Annotated in this window: 16 protein-coding genes, 1 rRNA gene and 1 riboswitch; of the genes, 5 read left to right on the top strand and 12 right to left on the bottom strand. The window is 55.1% G+C overall.

The window, feature by feature from the left end:
- Window positions 1–20: 20 nt before the first annotated feature.
- The 3 genes from ACR8BF_RS00915 to btuB all read right to left on the bottom strand — a co-directional run bounded on the left by ACR8BF_RS00915 (window position 21) and on the right by btuB (window position 4626).
- Window positions 21–1561, bottom strand: a 16S ribosomal RNA gene (locus ACR8BF_RS00915).
- 394 nt (window positions 1562–1955) lie between these two features.
- Window positions 1956–2807, bottom strand: a complete 852-nt coding sequence (gene murI, locus ACR8BF_RS00910) for a glutamate racemase (RefSeq protein WP_434745440.1) — start codon at window positions 2805–2807, stop codon at window positions 1956–1958.
- Complete coding sequence (gene btuB, locus ACR8BF_RS00905; RefSeq protein ID WP_434745439.1) at window positions 2752–4626, bottom strand: TonB-dependent vitamin B12 receptor BtuB; 1875 nt, start codon at window positions 4624–4626, stop codon at window positions 2752–2754. The genes murI and btuB overlap by 56 nt, the downstream gene beginning before the upstream one ends.
- A gap of 70 nt (window positions 4627–4696) precedes the next feature.
- Window positions 4697–4879, bottom strand: a riboswitch (cobalamin riboswitch).
- Between the two features lie 98 nt (window positions 4880–4977).
- On the opposite strand from btuB, the gene trmA reads away from it, so the two are divergent.
- Window positions 4978–6081 (top strand): tRNA (uridine(54)-C5)-methyltransferase TrmA, encoded by a 1104-nt coding sequence (gene trmA / locus ACR8BF_RS00900; RefSeq protein WP_314985715.1) that lies wholly within the window; start codon window positions 4978–4980, stop codon window positions 6079–6081.
- 39 nt (window positions 6082–6120) lie between these two features.
- Here the strand turns inward: trmA and ACR8BF_RS00895 are convergent, their stop codons facing one another.
- Both ACR8BF_RS00895 and fabR read right to left on the bottom strand, forming a co-directional pair.
- Complete coding sequence (locus ACR8BF_RS00895) at window positions 6121–6474, bottom strand: YijD family membrane protein (RefSeq protein WP_179899269.1); 354 nt, start codon at window positions 6472–6474, stop codon at window positions 6121–6123.
- Between the two features lie 14 nt (window positions 6475–6488).
- Window positions 6489–7136: an HTH-type transcriptional repressor FabR gene (fabR, locus tag ACR8BF_RS00890; RefSeq protein ID WP_179899268.1), complete on the bottom strand. Its 648-nt coding sequence runs from the start codon at window positions 7134–7136 to the stop codon at window positions 6489–6491.
- 192 nt (window positions 7137–7328) lie between these two features.
- On the opposite strand from fabR, the gene sthA reads away from it, so the two are divergent.
- Complete coding sequence (sthA, locus tag ACR8BF_RS00885; RefSeq protein ID WP_090967168.1) at window positions 7329–8729, top strand: Si-specific NAD(P)(+) transhydrogenase; 1401 nt, start codon at window positions 7329–7331, stop codon at window positions 8727–8729.
- Here sthA and oxyR read toward each other — a convergent pair.
- The gene (gene oxyR, locus ACR8BF_RS00880) at window positions 8712–9629 is read right to left on the bottom strand and encodes a DNA-binding transcriptional regulator OxyR (protein WP_010258132.1); all 918 of its coding nucleotides are present in this window, start codon (window positions 9627–9629) and stop codon (window positions 8712–8714) included. The two genes, sthA and oxyR, sit on opposite strands and share 18 nt — an antisense overlap.
- A 123-nt stretch (window positions 9630–9752) precedes the next feature.
- Between oxyR and ACR8BF_RS00875 the strand changes: the two genes are divergently transcribed.
- Complete coding sequence (locus ACR8BF_RS00875) at window positions 9753–10487, top strand: glutathione peroxidase (protein ID WP_179899267.1); 735 nt, start codon at window positions 9753–9755, stop codon at window positions 10485–10487.
- Window positions 10488–10606: 119 nt separating this feature from the next.
- Here ACR8BF_RS00875 and argH read toward each other — a convergent pair whose 3' ends face one another.
- From argH to argC, 4 genes are all read right to left on the bottom strand, one after another.
- Entirely contained in the window at window positions 10607–11980 is a 1374-nt protein-coding gene (gene argH, locus ACR8BF_RS00870) for an argininosuccinate lyase (protein ID WP_434745438.1), read from the bottom strand.
- Window positions 11981–12070: 90 nt separating this feature from the next.
- Window positions 12071–13288, bottom strand: a complete 1218-nt coding sequence (locus ACR8BF_RS00865) for an argininosuccinate synthase (protein WP_022624925.1) — start codon at window positions 13286–13288, stop codon at window positions 12071–12073.
- A gap of 24 nt (window positions 13289–13312) precedes the next feature.
- Entirely contained in the window at window positions 13313–14089 is a 777-nt protein-coding gene (gene argB, locus ACR8BF_RS00860) for an acetylglutamate kinase (protein WP_292987242.1), read from the bottom strand.
- Between the two features lie 14 nt (window positions 14090–14103).
- Window positions 14104–15108, bottom strand: a complete 1005-nt coding sequence (argC, locus tag ACR8BF_RS00855) for an N-acetyl-gamma-glutamyl-phosphate reductase (protein ID WP_179899264.1) — start codon at window positions 15106–15108, stop codon at window positions 14104–14106.
- Between the two features lie 167 nt (window positions 15109–15275).
- On the opposite strand from argC, the gene argE reads away from it, so the two are divergent.
- Window positions 15276–16424 carry an acetylornithine deacetylase gene (gene argE / locus ACR8BF_RS00850; RefSeq protein WP_434745437.1) on the top strand — a complete coding sequence of 383 codons (1149 nt, stop codon included), beginning with the start codon at window positions 15276–15278 and terminating at the stop codon, window positions 16422–16424.
- A gap of 353 nt (window positions 16425–16777) precedes the next feature.
- On the top strand, window positions 16778–19429 hold the full coding sequence (gene ppc, locus ACR8BF_RS00845; RefSeq protein ID WP_179899262.1) for a phosphoenolpyruvate carboxylase: 2652 nt from the start codon (window positions 16778–16780) through the stop codon (window positions 19427–19429).
- 95 nt (window positions 19430–19524) lie between these two features.
- On the opposite strand, the gene metF is transcribed toward ppc, so the two are convergent.
- On the bottom strand, window positions 19525–20421 hold the full coding sequence (gene metF / locus ACR8BF_RS00840; protein ID WP_179899261.1) for a methylenetetrahydrofolate reductase: 897 nt from the start codon (window positions 20419–20421) through the stop codon (window positions 19525–19527).
- Window positions 20422–20623: 202 nt separating this feature from the next.
- Window positions 20624–23059, bottom strand: a complete 2436-nt coding sequence (locus tag ACR8BF_RS00835) for a bifunctional aspartate kinase/homoserine dehydrogenase II (protein WP_179899260.1) — start codon at window positions 23057–23059, stop codon at window positions 20624–20626.
- Between the last annotated feature and the right edge of the window lies 1 nt (window position 23060).

Genomic DNA, 23060 nt, shown 5'->3' with positions numbered 1-23060 from the left:
CGCGGGAAGGTATCTTCAGGTAAGGAGGTGATCCAACCGCAGGTTCCCCTACGGTTACCTTGTTACGACTTCACCCCAGTCATGAATCACAAAGTGGTAAGCGCCCTCCCGAAGGTTAAGCTACCTACTTCTTTTGCAACCCACTCCCATGGTGTGACGGGCGGTGTGTACAAGGCCCGGGAACGTATTCACCGTGGCATTCTGATCCACGATTACTAGCGATTCCGACTTCACGGAGTCGAGTTGCAGACTCCGATCCGGACTACGACGCACTTTGTGAGGTCCGCTTGCTCTCGCGAGGTCGCTTCTCTTTGTATGCGCCATTGTAGCACGTGTGTAGCCCTACTCGTAAGGGCCATGATGACTTGACGTCATCCCCACCTTCCTCCGGTTTATCACCGGCAGTCTCCTTTGAGTTCCCGACATTACTCGCTGGCAACAAAGGATAAGGGTTGCGCTCGTTGCGGGACTTAACCCAACATTTCACAACACGAGCTGACGACAGCCATGCAGCACCTGTCTCACGGTTCCCGAAGGCACTAAGGCATCTCTGCCAAATTCCGTGGATGTCAAGAGTAGGTAAGGTTCTTCGCGTTGCATCGAATTAAACCACATGCTCCACCGCTTGTGCGGGCCCCCGTCAATTCATTTGAGTTTTAACCTTGCGGCCGTACTCCCCAGGCGGTCGACTTAACGCGTTAGCTCCGGAAGCCACTCCTCAAGGGAACAACCTCCAAGTCGACATCGTTTACGGCGTGGACTACCAGGGTATCTAATCCTGTTTGCTCCCCACGCTTTCGCACCTGAGCGTCAGTCTTTGTCCAGGGGGCCGCCTTCGCCACCGGTATTCCTCCAGATCTCTACGCATTTCACCGCTACACCTGGAATTCTACCCCCCTCTACAAGACTCAAGCCTGCCAGTTTCAAATGCAGTTCCCAGGTTAAGCCCGGGGATTTCACATCTGACTTAACAGACCGCCTGCGTGCGCTTTACGCCCAGTAATTCCGATTAACGCTTGCACCCTCCGTATTACCGCGGCTGCTGGCACGGAGTTAGCCGGTGCTTCTTCTGCGGGTAACGTCAATCGACGCGGTTATTAACCGCATCGCCTTCCTCCCCGCTGAAAGTACTTTACAACCCGAAGGCCTTCTTCATACACGCGGCATGGCTGCATCAGGCTTGCGCCCATTGTGCAATATTCCCCACTGCTGCCTCCCGTAGGAGTCTGGACCGTGTCTCAGTTCCAGTGTGGCTGGTCATCCTCTCAGACCAGCTAGGGATCGTCGCCTAGGTGGGCCATTACCCCGCCTACTAGCTAATCCCATCTGGGTTCATCCGATAGTGAGAGGCCCGAAGGTCCCCCTCTTTGGTCTTGCGACGTTATGCGGTATTAGCCACCGTTTCCAGTGGTTATCCCCCTCTATCGGGCAGATCCCCAGACATTACTCACCCGTCCGCCACTCGTCACCCAAGAGCAAGCTCTCTGTGCTACCGTCCGACTTGCATGTGTTAGGCCTGCCGCCAGCGTTCAATCTGAGCCATGATCAAACTCTTCAATTTAAGTTTGATTTGCTTAAACAAGTTAAGCGGTGCTCATCTGTAAAACGTCATAATGAATTTCATTATGTGTTCACTCGTGAGGCTTGATATATTTTACGTCCGGAGACGCTGATATCAATCCTGCGAGTGCCCACACAGATTGTCTGATAAATTGTTAAAGAGCATGCCGCGATTTACTGCGGCGCGGGCTGCGTATATTACGCTTTCCGCATTGTCAGTCAAGCATTTATTTTCGCTTAACTCACTGGTTCGTATGATTTCGAACCTACTTAACCCGGCGCTTCGTAAGCCGTTGTGCCGTGTCAGTGGAGGCGCATTATAGGGAGTTCTCGGAGGCTGACAAGAGCTAATTTGAAATAAAATTCCGAGTGCTTCTTTTTTCAGCGAAAAGCCGCTAAAGCGCCAGTTTTTCCAGCAACGGAAAGCCATAACGCTGTAAAACGGGTGATAATTGTACCGCTTCGCCATCCAGCTCAGTGCAGAATGCGACGTTCTGTTGCGAAGAATGTACTTCAGGAGCTTCATGTTCCAGTAACCAGACAGTACGTCGGGCGATTGCCGCACCGGAATCAATCAAACGCGTCCCTTCAGGTAGTACCTGCTGTAACTCTTCGCGCAGTAAAGGAAAGTGCGTACAGCCTAAAACGACCGTATCTGGTGGTTCAGCCATCCGCAGCCAGGGCTGAACAATGCGGCGCACCTCATCCAGCGCAACCTCTGCGCCGTGCAGCTTCGCTTCGGCCAGTTCCACCAGTTCCGCCGATCCCAGCATCTCGATGTTGCAGGAACCGGCAAATTGCGCCACCAGCTCATGGGTATAAGGACGGCGCACCGTCGCCCGCGTCGCCAGCAACCCGACCACACCATTACGTGTCAGGCGTGCGGCCGGTTTAATTGCCGGAACAACACCTACGACAGGAAACGCAAAGCGTTCACGTAAAGCGGGCAATGAAACCGTGCTGGCCGTATTGCAGGCGATGATGACTAACGAGAGAGGATAACGCTGCGTAATGGCCTCAACGATAGCGACCACCCGTTCCACGATGAAAGTTTCGCTTTTCTCACCATAGGGGAAGCCGGCGTTATCAAAAGCGTAAATATAATGAAGATCCGGCAACAGCTGACGGACTTCATCATAGACAGAAAGCCCACCGACGCCGGAATCAAACACCAGCACGGTGGGACGTAAATCAGAAGTTGTAGCTGCCGCTGAGGTAATACTCTCGTCCTGGAGTCTGATAGCCATACACTGTCTCGTAATCTTTATCGAACAGGTTGGCAATTCTACCACGAACCGTGAGTTGTGAAGTGACAGGATATGAGACGGCGAGATCCCACAGGCTGACGCCACCTAACTTCACACGACGGCTGGGCGTGCTGTTGAAGTCGGTATCATAACGGTCGCCCAGATAGTGATAAGTCACGGACCAGTCAAACTCATACAGCGTCCAGTCGAGCTGATACTTTACCTGCTGCTTAGCCCGGCGAATGAGCGGCTGATCGGTACTGCCATCCCGCGCATCGACATAATCATATGAGAGCTGATGCGTCAGCGGCCCGGTATCGAATCCCGCGGTGGCTTCAACGCCTTTAATACGCGCCTGCTCAATGTTGTAATAGCGGAAGGTCTGCGGATCACCTTCAATCAGATTATCAATGTCGTTACGATAGCCCGATACCCGCCAGTTCACCGGCCCGCTCAGGCCTTCAAAACCACCTTCCCACTGCTTACTTTTTTCCGGGTCGAGGTCGCGGTTACCATAGAACGGGCTGTAAACCTGCGACAGATTCGGCGCTTTGAAAGCTGTGCCATAAGAGGCGAAAGCGCGGTAGCCGGAGATAAACTCCCATGAGGCCGCCGTCTGCCAGGTGTTATGCCAGCCAAACTGATTGTTATCGTCACCACGGACCGCGCCTTCAAGGGTGACGCTGCCAAACTGTTGCTGCCCGGTCACGTAGAGGCCGGTATTCCGCTGTTCATAACCATCTGACAAAGTGTTCGTGCCTGGCTCGGTGGTCTCCTTCTGCCAGTCAACACCCGCGCTGACGGCGCCCTGCCCCACCTGCACGGTATTGCCCCACTGCAGATTGTACTGAGTGACATCATCAAAGGTCGACGCGGCGCCATAGCGGCCATTGCGCGGATCGTAGTTAATGTCTTTGGTATGGCCATAACTGGCGATGAGCTGAGTAGAGTAAAAGTCACGGTTGAAGCGTAACCCGGTGTCCCAGGTCTGGCTGTAGAGCTGACGGGTATCCGCCAGTCCGTTAATGCCGCTCTCATCGTAGTTATATTGCCCGTCGTAGGCGGTACGGTTATCAAACCCGTAGCCGCGCACAAAACCACTGAGTTCCTCGCTGAACTGATGCTCAAGGTTGCCATACAGCGTTTTGCTCATAAAGCCATCGCGATCGTGCTGCGCCGGACCATAGTCATTGGGATAGCCCGCGACTACGTCATACCCTCTGGTATAGGTATAGTTGCCAGCCAGAGTGAGCTTTGTCGCGTCGCCCAGCATCTGCTGGGTTGAGCCGTCGTAAGATTGATAGCCGTTGGACCCCATGCCCGCCGTGAGCGTGGTGCCCGGTTGCGATCGACCCGTAATAATATTCACCACGCCGCCAATCGCGTCAGAACCATAAACCGCAGAACGCGCGCCGCGAATATATTCGATGCGCTGTACCAGCGACAGGGGGATCTGGCTGAGGTCCGACGACCCGGTGATACCCGCCTGATTAAGCCGGATACCATCAATAAGGATCAGCACATGTCTGGACTCGGTGCCCCGAATAAACAGCGAACTCTGCTGCCCTAACCCGCCGCTTTGCGCGACATCGACACCCGGCAGACGGCGCATCACATCCGTGAGGCTTTTGGCCTGCCAGCGATCGATTTCATCACGCGTGACGACGGTAGTGGGAGCCAGCACCCCGGAAACAGGTTCGGCAAAACGGTTGGCGGTGACTATCTGCGTATCATCATTCCCCTGCGCAAAACCGTTTTGCGCCCAGAGAGAAATCGCCGTTGCGCTCAGAGCGAACAGCGAAGCCGTTTTTTTTGTCATTTTTAATTGCATCCATAAGACGAAGCAGGATGCCGCAGGCCGACAATCAATAGCACGCGATGATTGTACGAGTAGCGACGTTACACCGGCAGGTCTTCGGGCTGGGAACCATAAGTGATGATGACTTCCCATCCCGGAGGACAGTGTCTGCAATTGCACTCATCACGACATTCTTTACCGCTGCGCGTCAGCTCCAGATTCACACTGGATTCCCTATTAACTCGGGCTTGAGGCCGGCGTCTGCAGTCTACGGAGTGGCGATACGGAAGTCCAGACAGCCGCTGCAGGACTGGACATCAGCAAGTGAATGCCTACAATCGCCCGCTGGTAAGCTATTAATCAGGATTGCTCATGACACCCGAACATCTCCCCATTGAAGACTATGACGCACAGCTGGCGGAAAAAGTCAGTCGTTTAGAGACGATGATGACGCCGTTTGCTGCGCCCGACGTGGAGGTGTTCCGTTCGCCGGTCAGCCACTATCGGATGCGCGCCGAATTCCGCCTGTGGCACGACGGCGATGATATTTATCACATCATCTTTGATCAGCAGACACGCGAGCGGATCCGCGTTGATCAGTTCCCGGCGGCCAGCCAGCTGATCAATCAGCTGATGCCAAAGATGATCGCCGCGATCCGTGATAACCGCACCCTGCGTCATAAACTGTTCCAGATCGACTATCTGTCGACCCTGAGCAATCAGATTGTGATTTCACTGCTCTACCACCGCAAGCTGGATGATGAGTGGCAGCAGGCAGCCGCAGCACTGCGTGACCAGCTGCGTGCGGAAGGTCTGGATGTGCAGCTGATTGGCCGTGCGACTAAGACCAAAATCTGTCTGGATCGCGACTATGTGGATGAGTGTCTGCCGGTGGCGGGCCGCGAGATTGTCTATCGTCAGGTCGAGAACAGTTTCACCCAGCCTAACGCGGCGATGAATATTCAGATGCTGGAATGGGCGCTGGATGTGACGCAGGATTCACAGGGCGACCTGCTGGAACTCTACTGCGGTAACGGCAACTTCTCGCTGGCGCTGGCGCGTAACTTCCGCCGCGTTCTGGCGACTGAAATCGCCAAGCCCTCTGTTGCGTCGGCGCAATACAATATTGCCGTGAACCAGATTGATAATGTGCAAATCATTCGTATGGCGGCGGAAGAGTTTACGCAGGCGATGAATGGCGTGCGCAGCTTCAATCGTCTGGAAGGAATTGACCTGACCAGCTACGACTGCGAGACGATTTTTGTCGATCCGCCGCGCAGCGGCCTGGATGAAGAGACGGTGAAAATGGTGCAGGCGTATCCGCGTATCCTTTACATCTCCTGCAATCCGCAGACCCTGAGCGACAATCTGCAGACACTGGCAGAAACGCACGACGTGACGCGGCTGGCGCTGTTCGATCAATTCCCCTATACCCATCATATGGAATGCGGCGTCCTGCTGACGCGTAAAGCGTAAAAAAAACGGGAACCCTGAGGTTCCCGTTTTCTTTTATCCCTACTGATTACGCTTGCGCTTAAACCGCGTCGCAATCCAGAACACCAGCGCCACCATCAGAACCGTGGGAACGAAGTTGGAGCCAATGTCCGGGTATTCTGCCCGCACCAGTGCGCTATAAACCAGAATCCCCAGCAGGAAAAATGCTGCCGCGAGTCCTGGCATACCGTCTGGCATATTGGTGTTGAGATAACGCTGATGCAGGCACCAGGCCGCCAGACCCAGCGAAATCAGCGGAAAAATCGAGAAGGGAACAAAGGCGCTAAACAGTACAGAAAACGAGCCGTTAATCGCTAAGCCGGTAATAAAAGCCAGTGCCAGAGTGCTTTTATCGCGGGTACCTGGGTGGGTCATGGACGAATCCTTACTTATTGCTCTTCGGGTTTTTCCAGGGTGACCGCCAGTCGTTCCTGCTCACGGCGGTACCAGTAATAAGCGCCTTTAGCGATCATGCGCAGCTGTAACACCAGCCGATCCTCAAGCTTACGTCGCTGCTCAGCATCAACATCCAGAGCTTCTGCTCCGGCGCTGAAGACAATGGTCACCATCGCTTCAGCCTGCGCTTCGGTGAAACTGCGCGGCATGCGATTTTCGACCTCAAGATAATCAGCCAGTTCAGCGATAAAGTGCTGAATTTCACGCGCCACGGCGGCACGGAACGCGGCAGAGGTGCCGGAACGTTCACGCAGTAACAGGCGGAAAGCGTTGGGGTTGTTACCGATGAACTCCATAAAGGTCGCCACCGATGTCTTAATGATGCTGCCGCCTTTGGCGATACGCTGGCGCGCCTGGCGCATCAGCTGTCGCAGCATCAGCCCGCTTTCATCTACCATTGTCAGACCAAGCTCATCAACATCCTTGAAATGACGATAAAAGGAGGTCGGTGCAATGCCTGCTTCACGGGCCACTTCCCGCAGACTCAAACTGGCAAAACTGCGCTCGGCGCTGAGCTGACTGAAAGCTGCTTCAATCAGTGTACGTCGTGTACGTTCTTTTTGTTGCGCTCTGACGCCCATGCTCTCTGCCTTTAGCGGTGTTGAAGGGGCACTATAACAAAATTTTCAGCGTACAGATTGGCAATCTTTGTCACTGCCTGTGAACCTCACTCTTTGTCAAAATGTGATGAAAATCGCTGATAGAATTCAGAAGTGCGCGACGAGATGTTAGAATCTCGTTGTAAAAATGTATAAATAATAGGACGTATCGGTATGCAAAAGTCTTACGATTACGATGCCATTGTGATTGGCTCAGGACCCGGCGGTGAAGGGGCGGCGATGGGGCTGGTAAAACAGGGAGCGCGCATCGCCGTGATCGAACGCTACCACAACATCGGCGGCGGTTGTACGCACTGGGGTACTATCCCTTCTAAAGCCCTTCGCCACGCCGTCAGCCGCATTATTGAATTCAACCAGAACCCGCTTTACAGCGATCATACCCGACTGCTTCGCTCCTCTTTTGCCGACATTCTTAATCACACTGAAAGCGTGATCAGCCAGCAGACAGCCATGCGTCAGGGCTTCTATGAGCGTAATCGCTGTGAACTTTATCAGGGTGATGCGCATTTCGTTGATGCCAACACCGTTGAGATTGAGCAACCCGATGGCACGCGTGAGACGCTGACAGCAGAGAAGTTTGTTATCGCCTGTGGTTCACGACCTTATCATCCTGACGATGTCGACTTTACCCATCCCCGCGTTTATGACTCCGACTCTATCCTCAACCTGCACCACGAACCGGGTCACGTCATTATTTACGGCGCTGGCGTGATTGGCTGTGAATATGCGTCGATTTTCCGTGGTCTGAACGTCAAGGTTGACCTGATTAACACCCGCGATCGTCTGCTGGCGTTCCTTGACCAGGAGATGTCAGATTCTCTCTCCTATCACTTCTGGAACAGCGGCGTGGTGATTCGTCACAACGAAGAGTTTGAGAAGATCGAAGGCGTGGAAGATGGCGTCATCATGCATCTGAAGTCGGGCAAGAAAGTGAAAGCGGACTGCCTGCTTTACGCCAATGGCCGTACCGGCAATACCGATTCGCTGTCGCTGGAAAATGTGGGGCTGGAAGCGGATGGTCGTGGCCTGCTGAAGGTGAACAGCATGTATCAGACGGCTCAGCCGCACATCTATGCTGTCGGTGACGTGATCGGTTATCCGAGTCTGGCCTCAGCCGCCTACGATCAGGGCCGTATTGCCGCACAGGCGATTATCAAAGGGGAAGCTACGGCGCACCTGATTGAAGATATCCCAACCGGTATCTACACCATTCCGGAAATCAGCTCCGTAGGTAAAACCGAGCAGCAGCTGACGGCCATGAAGGTGCCTTACGAAGTGGGTCGTGCGCAGTTCAAGCATCTGGCGCGGGCGCAGATCGTAGGTATGAACGTCGGCAGCCTGAAGATCCTGTTCCATCGTGAAACCAAAGAGATTCTGGGGATCCACTGCTTTGGCGAGCGTGCCGCCGAGATCATCCACATCGGTCAGGCGATCATGGAGCAAAAAAATGGTGGCAACACGATTGAGTACTTCGTGAATACCACCTTTAACTATCCGACCATGGCCGAAGCCTATCGTGTTGCGGCGTTAAACGGCTTAAACCGCCTGTTTTAACGCAGCGTCGAAATAGTGCTGCATGTGGGTTTTAATTGCCTCTGCCAGCTGTTCATAACGGCTGCGCAGAGGTGAACCCGGACGATAGACCAGCGCAATCGTGCGCTGTGGCACCGGTTTGTAGCAGGTGAGATAGCAAACACCGTCGCGGATACGCTCTGGTGGAACTGCCAGCGCCGGTAACAGCGTAATGCCGCTACCTGCCGCTACCATATTGCGCAGCGTCTCAAGACTGGTCGCCCGGAAATGGGTATCTTCATCGGCGCCCGCCTCAAAGCAGAACCCCATTGCCTGGTCACGCAGACAGTGCCCATCTTCCAGCATCAGCAATTTCTCGCCAGCCAGATCAGACATCGGCACACGATCGCGATCGCACCACGGATGATCGGCATAGACCGCCAGCTTCATCGGTTCATCAAATAATGGCACTTCAATAAAGGCCTGGCTCTCTTTGACCAGCGCGATAATCGCACAGTCCAGCTTGCCGCTGTCGAGCTGCGCCAGCAGCTGCTGCGTCTGCGCTTCGTGCAGATACATCTCCAGTTTTGGGAATGTCTGGTGCAGCGTCGGAATAATCTGTGGCAGTAAATAAGGCGCGGTGGTCGGGATGAGTCCGATATGCAGCGGACCTGACATCGCTTCCCCTTGCTGACTGGCCATCTCTTTCAGCACTTTCACTTCACGCAGCACCGTACGCGCCTGATCCACCAGCAGCAAACCTGCCTGCGTGAACAGCACTTTACGGCTGGTGCGCTCCAGCAGCATCACGCCCAGCTCATCTTCCAGCTTGCGGATCTGCCCGCTTAACGTCGGCTGACTGACATGACACGCATCCGCCGCGCGGCGGAAATGACGGTGTTCAGCAAGCGAAACCAGATATTCAAGATCACGAATATTCATTATTACCCTCCAAACCACGATAGCCCGTGGCGATAGATAGAATAGCAATGAACGATTGGCCCTATCAAGGGTGGTTGGGAATAATGCGCGCATCAAATGGGACGCGGTATGTCAGGAGAAAAAATGTTTGCAAGTCAGGAAGGTAAAGCGATTCCGTCGGTGATTTTTCACACACGTCAGGGCGATCGCTGGGTCGATATAACCACCGAAGCGCTGTTTAAAGACAAAACGGTGATTGTTTTTTCACTGCCGGGTGCCTTTACACCCACCTGCTCTTCCAGCCATCTGCCGCGTTACAACGAATTAGCAGGTCTGTTTGCTCAGCAGGGTGTGGATAGCATTCTGTGCATCTCGGTGAATGACACCTTTGTGATGAACGCCTGGAAAGCGGAACAGCGTGCAGACAATATTACCTTTATCCCTGATGGCAACGGCGAGTTCACCCGTGGCATGGAGATGCTGGTTGAGAAGGCCGATCTCGGCTTTGGCCCACGCTCATGGCGCTACTCCATGCTGGTACGTAACGGCGTGGTAGAGAAAATGTTTGTAGAACCGAACAAGCCGGGCGATCCGTTTGAGGTTTCTGATGCCGACACCATGCTGCGCTATCTGGCGCCGGAGTGTAAAGCGCAGGAGTCGGTCTCTATTTTCACTAAGCCAGGCTGCAGCTTCTGCACCCAGGCAAAACAGATGCTGATGGATCATGGCATTCAGTACGAAGAGATTGTGCTGGGACAGGATGCGACAACCGTAAGTCTGCGTGCCGTTTCAGGCCGGGCGACGGTACCGCAGATCTTCATGGGCGGTCGTCACATTGGCGGCAGCGAGGATCTGCATCAATACTTGCTGTCAGCGTAAGAGAATCTGAGCGTCGGCCGGGAGAGTGGACGCTTTGATGATGTGCCTATAAAAAAGTAGTTATTCTGAAGCTAGAGGTTGGCGGGCATTGAATATGCCCGCTTTTTTTTACCTGCTAATCATGCCAGACGTTGCTTAGCGTCACCGATGGCACGCGCAACCTGCTGTGGTGAAACACCGCCCTGCGCATTACGCTTATCCAGGCAGGATTGCAGCGCCAGGATCGGATAGACATCCTCACCAATCACCGCACTGAACTGCTGCAGCTGCGCCAGCGACAGCGCTTCCAGCGCCACGCCCTGCCCGATAGCGGCCACCACGACTTCACCGACGATATGGTGTGCTTCACGGAACGGCACACCTTTGGCGACCAGATAGTCGGCCAGCTCGGTGGAATTGGCGTAGCCCTGTTCAGCCGCTTCCTGGCAGCGCGGGCGTTTAACCTGCAGCCCATCCAGCACCAGTACTGACATATGCAGACAGTCAAGCCAGGTATCGAGCGCGTCAAACAGACCCTCTTTATCTTCCTGCATATCTTTGTTGTACGCCAGCGGCAGACCTTTCAGTGTCATCATCATGCCAGTCAGTGCGCCCTGCACCCGACCACACTTGCCGCGAATCAGCTCCAATGCATCCGGGTTTTTCTTCTGCGGCATCAGCGATGAGCCGGAGGTCACTTTATCTGACAGCTCAATAAAGCCCGCTTCGCCGGTGTTGAAGAAAATCATATCTTCGGCAAAGCGCGACAGATGCACCATGCCGATAGCCGCGTCAGAGAGCAGCTCCAGCACGTGATCGCGGTCGGATACCGTATCCAGACTGTTGCGCGTGGCGGAAGCGAAGCCCAGCCAGCCTGCCAGCTGCTGACGATCGATCTCGTAAGCGGTTCCGGCCAGTGCGCCACAGCCCAGCGGGCTGACATCAAGCCGCTTCAGGGTATCCTGCAGACGGCTCTCATCACGCGCCAGCATTTCAACGTAGGCCAGACACCAGTGTGCAAACGTCACCGGCTGCGCACGCTGCAGGTGGGTGTAGCCAGGCATCACGGCATCCTGATTGGCTTCAGCAGTCACCACCAGCGCCTGCTGCAGTTCACGTGTGGCACCCAGCAGCGCTTCAATCTGCACCTTGCACCACAGTTTCAGATCGGTCGCGACCTGATCGTTACGGCTACGGCCAGTGTGCAGCTTTTTACCCAGCGAACCGACTTTATCGATCAGCTTGCCTTCCACCCAGCTATGGATATCTTCAGCGTCGCTCTGCAGGATCTGCTCAGGATTTTCACGCACTTCATCCAGTAATGTATTGAGGGCTACTTCCAGCTGCTGTTGCTCATCCTGAGTCAGGACATTGACCGTCACCAGCGCTTTGGACCAGGCAACAGAGCCAATGATGTCCTGCTCTGCCAGGCGGTAATCGAAGCGCAGCGAGTCATTGAACTGTTTAAAACGCTGATCCGCTGCCTGAGTAAACCGTCCACCCCAAAGTGCCATGTGAAAACTCCTCTGAATCGTTAAACAAGAGGCGGCATAAATGCCGCCCCTGAATTAAAACTGTGAGGCGAGGCGTGCCCCGCCTGAAAATTACTTCTTCTGCTCGTTCAGGGCGCGGATACGCGAAGAGAGCGAGAACAGACGGATAAAGCCGCCCGCATGACGATGATCGTACACTTCATCTTCACCGAAGGTGGCGAACTCTTCCGAGTAGAGGCTATTCGCAGAACGCTTCTGGGTAGCTGTTGCCTGGCCTTTGTAGAGCTGCAGCACCACTTCACCGTTAACCTCTTCTGCCAGCGATTCGGCCGCAGCCTGAATCGACTTACGCAGTGGGGCGAACCAGCGACCATCGTAAACTACATAAGACATCTCGTGGCCCAGCTGCTCACGCCATTTGAAGCTATCGCGATCCAGCACCAGCTGCTCAACTGCACGCAGCGCATTCACCATAATGGTGCCGCCAGGGGTTTCGTAGCAGCCGCGGGATTTAATGCCCACCAGACGGTTTTCAACGATATCGATACGGCCAACGCCATGTTTTGCGCCCAGCACATTCAGTTTTTCCAGACACTGGAACGGACTCAGTTTTTCGCCGTTAACCGCCACAACCCGACCTTTCTCAACGGTTACAGTCACTTCTTCAGGCTGGTCAGGCGCTTCCAGCGGATCGACCGTCCAGACCCAGCAATCTTTATTCGGTGCATTGGCCGGGCTTTCCAGCACGCCGCCTTCAGTGGAGATGTGCCAGGCGTTTTCGTCACGGCTGTAGATTTTTTCCAGTGACGCAGTCGTCGGGATGTTGCGCTCTTTCAGGTAGTCCAGCAGCGCTTCACGTGAACGCAGGTTCCATTCACGCCACGGTGCCACGACTTTCAGCTGCGGAGCCAGCGCGGTATAGGTGGTTTCGAAACGCACCTGGTCATTCCCTTTACCGGTTGCGCCATGGCACAGCGCATCCGCGCCCACTTTCAGCGCCAGCTCAACCTGCGCTTTAGCGATGATAGGACGCGCCATAGAGGTGCCCAGCAGATAGGTGCCTTCATACAGCGCACCGGTCTGCAGTACCGGATAAACATAGTCGCTGATGAACTCTTCACGCAGGTCAACCACGTGGCATTCAGAGGCGCCGGACTGCAGGGCTTTTTTCTCCACACCTTCCAGATCGCCGCGCTCCTGACCGATATCCGCTACGAAAGCGACCACTTCACAGCCGCCGTAGTTCTCTTTCAGCCATGGAATGATGGCCGAAGTATCAAGACCACCGGAGTAAGCCAGAACGATTTTTTTGATGTTTTGCGTTTGCATTTCGTAATCCTTGAATCAGAGTCGTTAAGCGAGAATCCGGGTGCCAATCGACACGCCGTTAAACAGGTCAGGCAGCCGCTCAGCGTGACGCCAGCTGGCAATATCCACCGGGCGACCAAGCGTACGTGCCGCATCGAGCGCAGCGTGCACTTTAACAATCATGCCATCGGTAATAATGCCCTGGGTAATCAGCTGTTCAGCTTTGTCGGCGGTCATCTCTTCGATGCGCTGACCTTTGCCGTCAAGAATACCACTGACGTCTGACAACAGAACCAGATCAGCACCCAGCGTCGAGGCCAGTGCGGTCGCCGCCTGGTCAGCGTTGACGTTCATCAGGTCGCCGCTGTCAGTAATGCCAATGGAGCTCACCACTGGCATGTAACCGGCCGCCAGCAGGGTGGTCAGCAAGGCCGGATTACCCGGCGTTGCGTGGCCTACATGGCCGAGTTCTTTATCAAACGGGGCGACATTGACAATGCCCGCATCACCCAGGCAGAGGCCGACTGCATTGATGCCCGATTTTTTTGCCCAGGCCAGCAACGTTTTGTTAGCAGTACCTGCCAGCGCACCGGTAATAATGTCGATCTGATCGGCAGGGGTAACGCGCAGGCCATTTTTCTTCATCACCGGCAGCGCCAGCTTTTTCATCAGTTCATCGACCAGACAGCCGCCGCCGTGGACAATGATCAGCGGACGCTGATGGGCGCTACGGTACTTCAGCAGCGCTTCAAACAGGCGGGCCAGCGCTTCTTCGCTGTCTAACAGCACACCGCCCAGCTTAATAATTAATGGATTGGTCATGGTTTATTGGTCCGTTAAATCAGTGACTGCGTTTCAGGGAAGCCGAACCGGATGTTCAGGCACTGTACCGCCTGCGATGCCGCACCTTTGAGCAGATTATCTTCGGCGGCTACGACAATCAGATGTTCGCCCTGTACTTCAAAACCGATATCACAGTAAGGCAGGCCGACAACGGCTTTCAGCGCCGGTACACCCTTTTCATAGAGCCGTACCAGTGGCTTGTTGTCATAGGCGCGATGGAAAACGGCGGCGATATCTTCGCGGCTGACATCCGCTTTCAGACGGCAGGTGATGGTTGCCAGAATACCGCGCGGGAAACTGCCCAGATGCGGCGTGAAGATCACGGGTGTTCCCAGGTGTGCGACGATTTCAGGGTGATGACGATGGTTGAACAGGCCGTAAGGCTGCAGGCTCACTTCGCAGAAACTGGTACCGACATTCGCTTTACGTCCGGCTCCGCTCACACCGCTGGTGGCGTTAATAACCGGCCACTGCGCATCATTTAACAGTCCGGCATCCACCAGGGGTTTCAGTGCCAGCTGCGCAGCGGTCGGGTAGCAACCCGGTACCGCGACCAGCTGCGCCTGCTGGATTTTCTCATGCTGGTATTCCGCGAGGCCGTAAACGGCTTTATCCAGCCAGCCGCTATGCTGATGGGTGAAGCCATAGAAGCGGGTATAAAAATCAGCGTCATTAACGCGGAACGCGCCCGACAGGTCGAACACCACACAACCAGCTTTGAGAAATTCCGGCGCCAGATCGTGGCTGACTTCGTGGGCCGTCGCCAGAAACACAACATCCACTTTGTCTGCCCACTCGGCCGCACTGCTCAGGGGCTGAAGCGGCAAATCCACCACACCTTTCAGCTGCGGATGGAGATCGGACAGGCGCTTGCCGGCATCAGGACTTTGCGCCGAAACCGCCAAAGCGGTTATGTTGATATGTGGATGACGATTCAGGAAGGTGACAAGCTCTGTGCCAGCATACCCACTGGCACCAACGATCAGCGTATTCAACATCAGGCTGTAACCCTTTTTACAGTCGCACGTTCCGGGTCGCGGCCTTGCCCCGTTACCCACCCTGTCATCTGCAGTGATTTATGGTTCCCTTGCAGAAGACGTTAATGTATTTTTATTCACTATTACTGCATGAATATGGATACATCCTAACCCAAGGAAAGCCAACAGTGAAGACAAAATTACCGCCTTTTATTGAACTCTACAGCCAGTTAATCGCCACACCGTCGATCAGCGCAACCGATGCCGCACTGGATCAGAGTAATGAAACTTTAATCAATTTGCTGGCCGGCTGGTTCCGGGACCTTGGCTTCAGTGTTGAAGTGCAGCCGGTCCCCGGCACCCGCAATAAATTTAACATGCTGGCGAGAACCGGCACCGGTGCAGGCGGCCTGCTGTTAGCCGGTCATACCGATACCGTTCCCTTTGATGATGGCCGCTGGACGCGCGATCCCTTTACCCTGACCGAGCACGACAACAAGCTTTATGGCCTGGGTACGGCAGACATGAAAGGCTTTTTCGCCTTTATTCTTGATACGCTGCGCGATGTGGATGTCAGCACGCTGAGCAAGCCGCTCTATATCCTCGCCACGGCCGATGAAGAGACCACCATGGCAGGTGCCAAATATTTCTCTGAATCGACGCAACTGCGCCCCGACTGCGCCATCATCGGTGAACCGACTTCGCTTAAACCGGTACGCGCGCACAAAGGCCATCTGTCGAACGTGATTCGTATTGAGGGGAAATCGGGCCATTCCAGCGATCCCGCGCGTGGCGTCAACGCCATTGAACTGATGCATGAGTCAATTACTCATCTTATGCAACTGCGCACGACGCTGCAGGAGCGTTATCACCATGACGGCTTTGCTATTCCCTATCCGACCATGAATTTCGGCCATATTCATGGCGGAGACGCCGCGAACCGTATCTGCGCCTGCTGTGAACTGCATATGGATATCCGTCCACTGCCGGGCCTGTCGCTGAGCGATCTGGATGGATTACTGAACGAAGCGCTGGCTCCGGTGAGTGCACGCTGGCCGGGCCGTGTCACGGTGGCTGAACTGCATCCTCCGATTCCGGGCTATGAGTGTCCGGCAAATCATGAGCTGGTGAGTGTGGTTGAAAAATTACTGGGGACGCCAACCGAGGTGGTGAACTACTGCACCGAGGCACCGTTTATTCAGCAACTCTGTCCGACGCTGGTCCTGGGTCCAGGTTCAATAAATCAGGCACATCAGCCAGACGAATTTATCGATACGGCATTTATTAAGCCGACACGGGCACTTATTAGTCAGGTTGTGCAGCATTTTTGTCGCTGATTGACAGCAAATGGGGCATTTCACTGTATTAACAGCAAAATGCCCCTTCATTCTGCGGGATTTAACAATAAGAATAACTTATCCCGCTTCTTTCCCGATAAATTCTACGAATTTCCGTTAGTTAGCCACATCTTCGGCGCACTTTAACGCATTTGACGAACGCAACATTACGTGGCTAGATAAAAGACGATGTTATGCCCACCGGGTGATTATCCAGAACGTTTCAGCATGCAGACAGGCGGCAACGGAGCCGGTTCCCTGTAGATTATGGGGAACACAATGTTGTTGTTTTTTCTGCTGCCTGAAAGGTCGGGTGTAGAGGTTTTTCAAGACGATAAGGGTGTCAGGGTCCAATGAACGAACAATATTCCGCAATGCGAAGTAATGTCAGTATGCTCGGCAAACTGCTCGGGGATACGATTAAGGATGCACTGGGTGAGAACATCCTCGACCAGGTGGAAACCATCCGTAAGCTCTCCAAGTCATCCCGTGCAGGAAATGACACTCATCGTAAAGAACTGCTCAATACGCTGCAGAATCTCTCCAACGAGGAGCTTCTGCCGGTTGCACGCGCTTTTAGCCAGTTTCTGAACCTCACCAATGTGGCTGAGCAGTATCAGACCATCTCGCAAAGTGGCGAGGGTGAGAACCATCCTGAACTGCTGAAAAAGACCTTTGATACCCTGAAGCAGCAGAAAGATATCAGCGAAAGCGACATCCTTGCGGCCATTGAGTCGCTGTCACTGGAACTGGTGCTGACCGCCCACCCGACCGAAATCACCCGTCGTACGCTGATTCACAAGCTGGTTGAGGTGAACAGCTGCCTGAAGCAGCTCGATCACAGTGACGTCTCCGATTACGAACGTAACCAGATTATGCGCCGTCTGCGTCAACTGGTGGCGCAGGCGTGGCACACCGATGAGATCCGAAAATATCGTCCGACCCCTATCGATGAAGCCAAATGGGGCTTTGCCGTCGTAGAAAATAGCCTGTGGGAAGGCGTTCCTGCTTTCCTGCGTGAGCTTAACGAGCAGGTCGAAGAGGCGTTTGGCCTCAAGCTGCCGGTCGATTTCGTGCCGGTTCAGTTCACCTCATGGATGGGTGGGGACCGCGATGGTAACCCGAACGTCACGGCGTCTATTACCCGCCATGTGATGCAGCTGAGTCGCTGGAAAGCCACTGACCTGTTCCTGCGTGATATCGGTGTGCTGATCTCCGAGTTGTCGATGTCCGAGTGCAGTGAAGAGATCCGCGAACTCAGCGGCGATCCGGAAGCGCTTGAGCCTTACCGTGTGATCCTGAAACGTCTGCGCAGTCAGTTAATGACCACCCAGTCCTTCCTGGAACGGCGCCTGAAAGGCGAACGTCTGCCGCGTCCGGCCGATCTGCTGGTTTCCAACGATCAGCTGTGGGACCCGCTGTTTGCCATCTATCAGTCACTGCAACAGTGCGGCATGGGCATTATCGCCAACGGTCAGTTGCTCGATACGCTGCGCCGCGTGAAATGCTTCGGCGTGCCTTTGGTGCGAATCGATCTGCGCCAGGAGAGCACCCGTCACAAAGAGGCGATCGCTGAAGTGACCCGCTATCTCGGCCTTGGCGATTATGAAAGCTGGTCTGAAGCGGACAAGCAGGCGTTCCTGATCCGTGAACTGAATTCCAAGCGCCCACTGCTGCCACGGACCTGGGAACCCAGCGATGAGACGCGTGAAGTGCTGGAGACCTGCCGCGTCGCGGCTGAAGCCCCACAGGGTTCTATCGCCGCCTATGTTATTTCGATGGCGAAAACGCCTTCTGACGTACTGGCCGTGCATCTGCTGCTGAAGGAAGCCGGTATCGGTTATGCCATGCCGGTTGCCCCGCTATTTGAAACGCTTGATGACCTGAACAACGCGAACGACGTCATGAGCCAGCTGCTGAGCATCGACTGGTATCGCGGCTTTATTCAGGGCAAACAGATGGTAATGATTGGCTATTCTGACTCGGCGAAAGATGCCGGTGTGATGGCCGCCAGCTGGGCGCAATATCAGGCGCAGGATGCGCTGATTAAAACCTGCGAGAAAGCGGGAATTTCACTAACGCTGTTCCACGGACGCGGCGGCAGTATTGGTCGTGGCGGCGCGCCCGCCCATGCTGCACTGCTGTCACAACCGCCAGGCAGCCTGCGCGGTGGTCTGCGTGTGACTGAACAGGGTGAGATGATCCGCTTTAAATATGGCTTACCGGCTGTCACTATCGCCAGCCTGTCGCTCTACACCGGCGCGATTCTGGAAGCGAACCTGATGCCGCCGCCGGAGCCAAAACGCGAATGGCGCGATATCATGGATCAGCTCTCGGCTGACTCCTGTGCGATGTATCGCGGTTATGTGCGTGAAAATGCTGACTTCGTACCCTACTTCCGCTCGGCGACGCCGGAACAGGAGCTGGGTAAATTACCGCTGGGCTCACGTCCGGCCAAACGCCGGCCTACCGGCGGCGTAGAGTCATTGCGTGCGATTCCGTGGATTTTCGCCTGGACGCAGAACCGTCTGATGCTGCCTGCGTGGCTGGGTGCCGGCGCTGCATTACAGCAGGCGATGGCAGCCGGTCATCAGGATCAGCTGGAAGCGATGTGCCGCGACTGGCCATTCTTCTCCACCCGTCTGGGGATGCTGGAGATGGTCTTCTCGAAAGCCGACCTGTGGCTGGCGGAGTATTACGATCAGCGTCTGGTCGATAAATCACTCTGGCCGCTGGGTAAACAGCTGCGCGAACAGCTTGCTGCGGATATCAAAGCGGTACTGACCATCGCCAATGACTCACATCTGATGGCTGACCAGCCGTGGATCGCCGAGTCGATTGCGCTGCGTAACGTCTATACCGATCCGCTTAACGTACTCCAGGCAGAACTGCTGCATCGTTCACGTGCGCAGGAAGCCCGTGGCGATGAGCCGGATGCCCGCGTAGAGCAGGCTCTGATGGTGACAATTGCAGGTGTGGCGGCAGGTATGCGCAATACCGGTTAAACGTGGTCAGGCGCTGATAATCGTCGGTGCCGTCACCCAGCAAAAACAAAAAAGTCGGGACTCTCCCGACTTTTTTATTGGCTGAAGCGCAGCAATCAAGCCGCAACGGCAGGACGCACGCCTAAAGTGTGGCAGATGGCGTAACTCATTTCGGCACGGTTCAGCGTGTAAAAATGGAAATCTTTCACCCCTTCACGTGACAGGATTTTCACCATGTCCATCGCAATATTAGCGCCCACCATTTTGCGCGTTTCCGGGTCATCATCCAGACCAGCAAACATCGCGCTCATCCAGCCCGGCACGCGCACATTGGTCAGCGTGGCAAAGCGTTGCAGCTGTTTGAAGTTAGAAACCGGCAGAATGCCCGGCACGATTTCCACGTCAATACCCGTCGAAACACAGCGGTCGCGAAAACGCAGATAACTTTCAACGTCGAAGAAAAACTGGGTAATGGCCCGGTTTGCGCCAGCATCAATTTTTCGCTTCAGGTTAATCAGATCGGCCTGGGCGCTTTTCGCTTCGGGATGGACTTCCGGATAGGCAGCGACGGAAATATCAAAATCGCCAACCTCTTTCAGCAACGACACCAGATCGCTGCCGTACATCTCTGGCTTACCGCTGCCAGGCGGCAGATCGCCACGCAGCGCCACAATATGACGAATGCCGTTGTTCCAGTAATCCTGGGCGATGGAGCGTAGTTCATCCCGCGTGGCATCGACACAGGTCAGATGCGGAGCAGCCTCCAGACCGGTGCGATCTTTTATGCCTTTGATAATGCTGTGAGTGCGATCGCGTTCGCCTGAGTTCGCGCCGTAGGTGACAGAAACGAATTTCGGCTTCAGGCTGCTCAGACGATCGATGGAGGTCCACAGGGTCTCTTCCATTTCGCTGGTACGAGGCGGGAAGAATTCAAATGAAACATTAATTTGCCCGTTCAGCTCAGCCAGGCTCTGGTTTAGCGCTTCGCGCTGATTGGCATGAAAGAAACTCATCCTGCACCCTCATCGATTAACAACTGGCCTACGAACATCTAAACGTTTAGACGTCCAGATGTTCAAAATGACGTAATCTGAGAGTGCCGTCAACCTAAAAATGATCAACAGAGGTGATCATTTTTCAATCAACATGAAGGGAATTCAACCGGAAAGAGATAACGCATTGAAATCAGGCGCCGAAGCGCCTGATAAGGAAAAATTACAGCAGTTGTGCAAGGCGATTAATATCTGACTGGATAGCGCCAGCGGTGACATCCCGGCCTGCGCCAGGTCCACGGATCACCAGCGGATTATCACGATACCAGCGACTCTCAATCGCAAAGACGTTGTCGCACGGCAGCAGTGAGGCCAGCGGATGTTCCGGACGCACCGCTTCAACACCCACGCGCGCCTTACCATTGGCATCAAAACGGGCAACGTAACGCAGCACCAGATCCATCTCCTGCGCAGCTTCCAGCCGTTGCAGCATCTGCTCGTTCAGCTCTTCACCATTCTCAAAGAAGTGGTCCACTGAGCCTTGTTGACAGTTTGTCGGCACCAGCGATTCAACCCGCACCTGATCCGGCTCGATGTTATAGCCTGCCTCACGCGCCAGGATCACCAGCTTGCGCATCACATCCTGACCCGAGAGATCGGCACGTGGATCGGGCTCGGTCAGGCCCTGCTGCCACGCCTGATCCACGAGCTCAGTAAACGGCACCGTGCCATCAAACTGCAGGAACAGCCACGACAGGGTGCCGGAGAAGATCCCACTGATCGCCAGGATGGTATCGCCACTGTCACGCAGATCCCGCACCGTGTAGTTGATCGGCAGGCCGGCACCGACGGTGGCGTTATACAGCCAGTGACGCCCGGTTTTGGTAAAGGCATCACGAATCTGCCGCCAGGTCTGACTGTCAGACGCCCCCGCGACCTTATTGGCGCTGATCACATGAAAACCGTGGCTGGCGAAGTCGAGATACTGCTGCGCCAGCGGTGTGCTGGCCGTAACATCCAGCACCACCAGATCATCAAACGGGTGAGCACGCATCCACAGGAACAGCGACTCTTCATCGCGCTCCACCGCTTCATCATCAAAGAAGGCGAGTGCCCGGCTGGCATCCAGTCCATCATAGCTCAGGAGGCTGCGACGGCTATCCACCACGCCCGCCAGCACAAATTCAAAGCCGGTTCGCGCTGACAGCGTTTCCTGATCGCGGGCAAACAGCTCCAGCCAGCGTGAACCGATATTGCCTTTGCCAAACAGCATCAGACCGATGCGTTTTTCTGCCCGGAACAGTGACTGATGCAGTCCCTGAATAAGATGCTGAGTCGGGCCGACGCGCAGCACCGCGACCACGCTGATGTGCTCTTCTGACTGCCAGATGAACTCAACCGGCTGATCTTTTAACTGCTGCCAGAAGCGATGGGTATGCAGCGGATTGCGGGTAACGCCTGCGCCAACCAGCGCCACCAGCGCCAGGCCGTCACGCAGCTGCAGATGGCCCGGGAAACCGGCATCCTGTAGCAGCGAAAAGGCGCTGTTAACCACTTCGGAGGTATAACAGAGCTGCAGCAGTTGACGATCAGGATGGACGCCAAACGCCAGCGGACGCAGCTGCGCGCGTTTCAGCAACAGGTCGATCTCTTTATGCAGGATAACGAAGTCATGCTGCTCTGGCAGCTGAATCTCAATCAGGCAAACATCATCGTGACTGGTGACAATACGCGCGCCCGTCCCGGAGGCCAGCACGCGTTCAATACGGGTTGAGCCCTGCTCCGGCTGATAACTGCAGCGCAGTTGCAGGTCGATATCGCTGCCAGAAACCGGCTGCAGCGTACGGGTGTGCAGCACCGGCGCGGCCAGGCGCGCCAGCTCACTGGCTTCATCAAGCCTTAGCAGCGGCAGCAGACAGGCATCAGAGACTTTGCGGGGATCGGCGCTGTAAACACCCGCCACATCGCTCCAGATGGTCACACGTCCGACCCCCGCCAGCGCACCAATCTGCGTAGCAGAATAGTCGGAGCCATTACGGCCAAGCAGAACGGTTTCACCGGCGTCGTTGCGGCTGATAAATCCGGTTACCACGATGCGCTTGTGCGGATGTTGCGCCAGCAAAGTCTGCAGCAGCGGCCAGGATTTACCTTCATCCACCTGCGGTTGAGCAGCACGTTCAGCGCGCAGAAACTCACGCGCATCCAGCCAGCAGGCCTGCAGATCACGCTGGCTCAGTACCGCTGACATCAGGCGTGCCGACCAGACTTCACCGTGCCCGACCACTTCGGCATAGACCGCATCAGTGATCGGTGCATCCAGCAGGGCAGCCAGCTTTTCGAGATCGTGAATAAACGCGGTAATTAAAGGTTCGGCTATCTCAGCAGGCAGCAGCGCACTGATCAGTTCGCTCTGGTAGCGTCGTAAAGCCTGTTGCACCTGGTGCGCAGAGAGGCGATCGTTCTGGCTCAGCTTCAGCCAGCTAATCAGCTGGTTAGTCGTTGAGCCTGCCGCAGAGACCACCATCAGATCGCCCGGCTGGCTGTAGTCCGCCATAATGCTGGCAACGCGCTGATAACAACGCGCATCGGCCAGGCTGCTGCCGCCAAACTTATGCAACTGCCTGATGTTCGGCGTTCCGGCGCCTGCTGAAATCGTCATG

The sequence above is a fragment of the Candidatus Pantoea rara genome (genome assembly GCF_051136265.1).
Taxonomy (GTDB): Bacteria; Pseudomonadota; Gammaproteobacteria; order Enterobacterales; family Enterobacteriaceae; genus Pantoea; species Pantoea rara.
The sequence above is the reverse complement of the archived record's forward strand: the minus strand, read 5'-3'. Positions and strand labels throughout refer to the sequence as shown.

Coding starts and splice junctions, on each gene's coding strand:
- murI (WP_434745440.1), bottom strand. CDS start 2,807: ATGGCTATCAGACTCCAGGACGAGAGTATTACCTCAGCGGCAGCTACA.
- btuB (WP_434745439.1), bottom strand. CDS start 4,626: ATGACAAAAAAAACGGCTTCGCTGTTCGCTCTGAGCGCAACGGCGATT.
- trmA (WP_314985715.1), top strand. CDS start 4,978: ATGACACCCGAACATCTCCCCATTGAAGACTATGACGCACAGCTGGCG.
- ACR8BF_RS00895 (WP_179899269.1), bottom strand. CDS start 6,474: ATGACCCACCCAGGTACCCGCGATAAAAGCACTCTGGCACTGGCTTTT.
- fabR (WP_179899268.1), bottom strand. CDS start 7,136: ATGGGCGTCAGAGCGCAACAAAAAGAACGTACACGACGTACACTGATT.
- sthA (WP_090967168.1), top strand. CDS start 7,329: ATGCAAAAGTCTTACGATTACGATGCCATTGTGATTGGCTCAGGACCC.
- oxyR (WP_010258132.1), bottom strand. CDS start 9,629: ATGAATATTCGTGATCTTGAATATCTGGTTTCGCTTGCTGAACACCGT.
- ACR8BF_RS00875 (WP_179899267.1), top strand. CDS start 9,753: ATGTTTGCAAGTCAGGAAGGTAAAGCGATTCCGTCGGTGATTTTTCAC.
- argH (WP_434745438.1), bottom strand. CDS start 11,980: ATGGCACTTTGGGGTGGACGGTTTACTCAGGCAGCGGATCAGCGTTTT.
- ACR8BF_RS00865 (WP_022624925.1), bottom strand. CDS start 13,288: ATGCAAACGCAAAACATCAAAAAAATCGTTCTGGCTTACTCCGGTGGT.
- argB (WP_292987242.1), bottom strand. CDS start 14,089: ATGACCAATCCATTAATTATTAAGCTGGGCGGTGTGCTGTTAGACAGC.
- argC (WP_179899264.1), bottom strand. CDS start 15,108: ATGTTGAATACGCTGATCGTTGGTGCCAGTGGGTATGCTGGCACAGAG.
- ppc (WP_179899262.1), top strand. CDS start 16,778: ATGAACGAACAATATTCCGCAATGCGAAGTAATGTCAGTATGCTCGGC.
- metF (WP_179899261.1), bottom strand. CDS start 20,421: ATGAGTTTCTTTCATGCCAATCAGCGCGAAGCGCTAAACCAGAGCCTG.
- ACR8BF_RS00835 (WP_179899260.1), bottom strand. CDS start 23,059: ATGACGATTTCAGCAGGCGCCGGAACGCCGAACATCAGGCAGTTGCAT.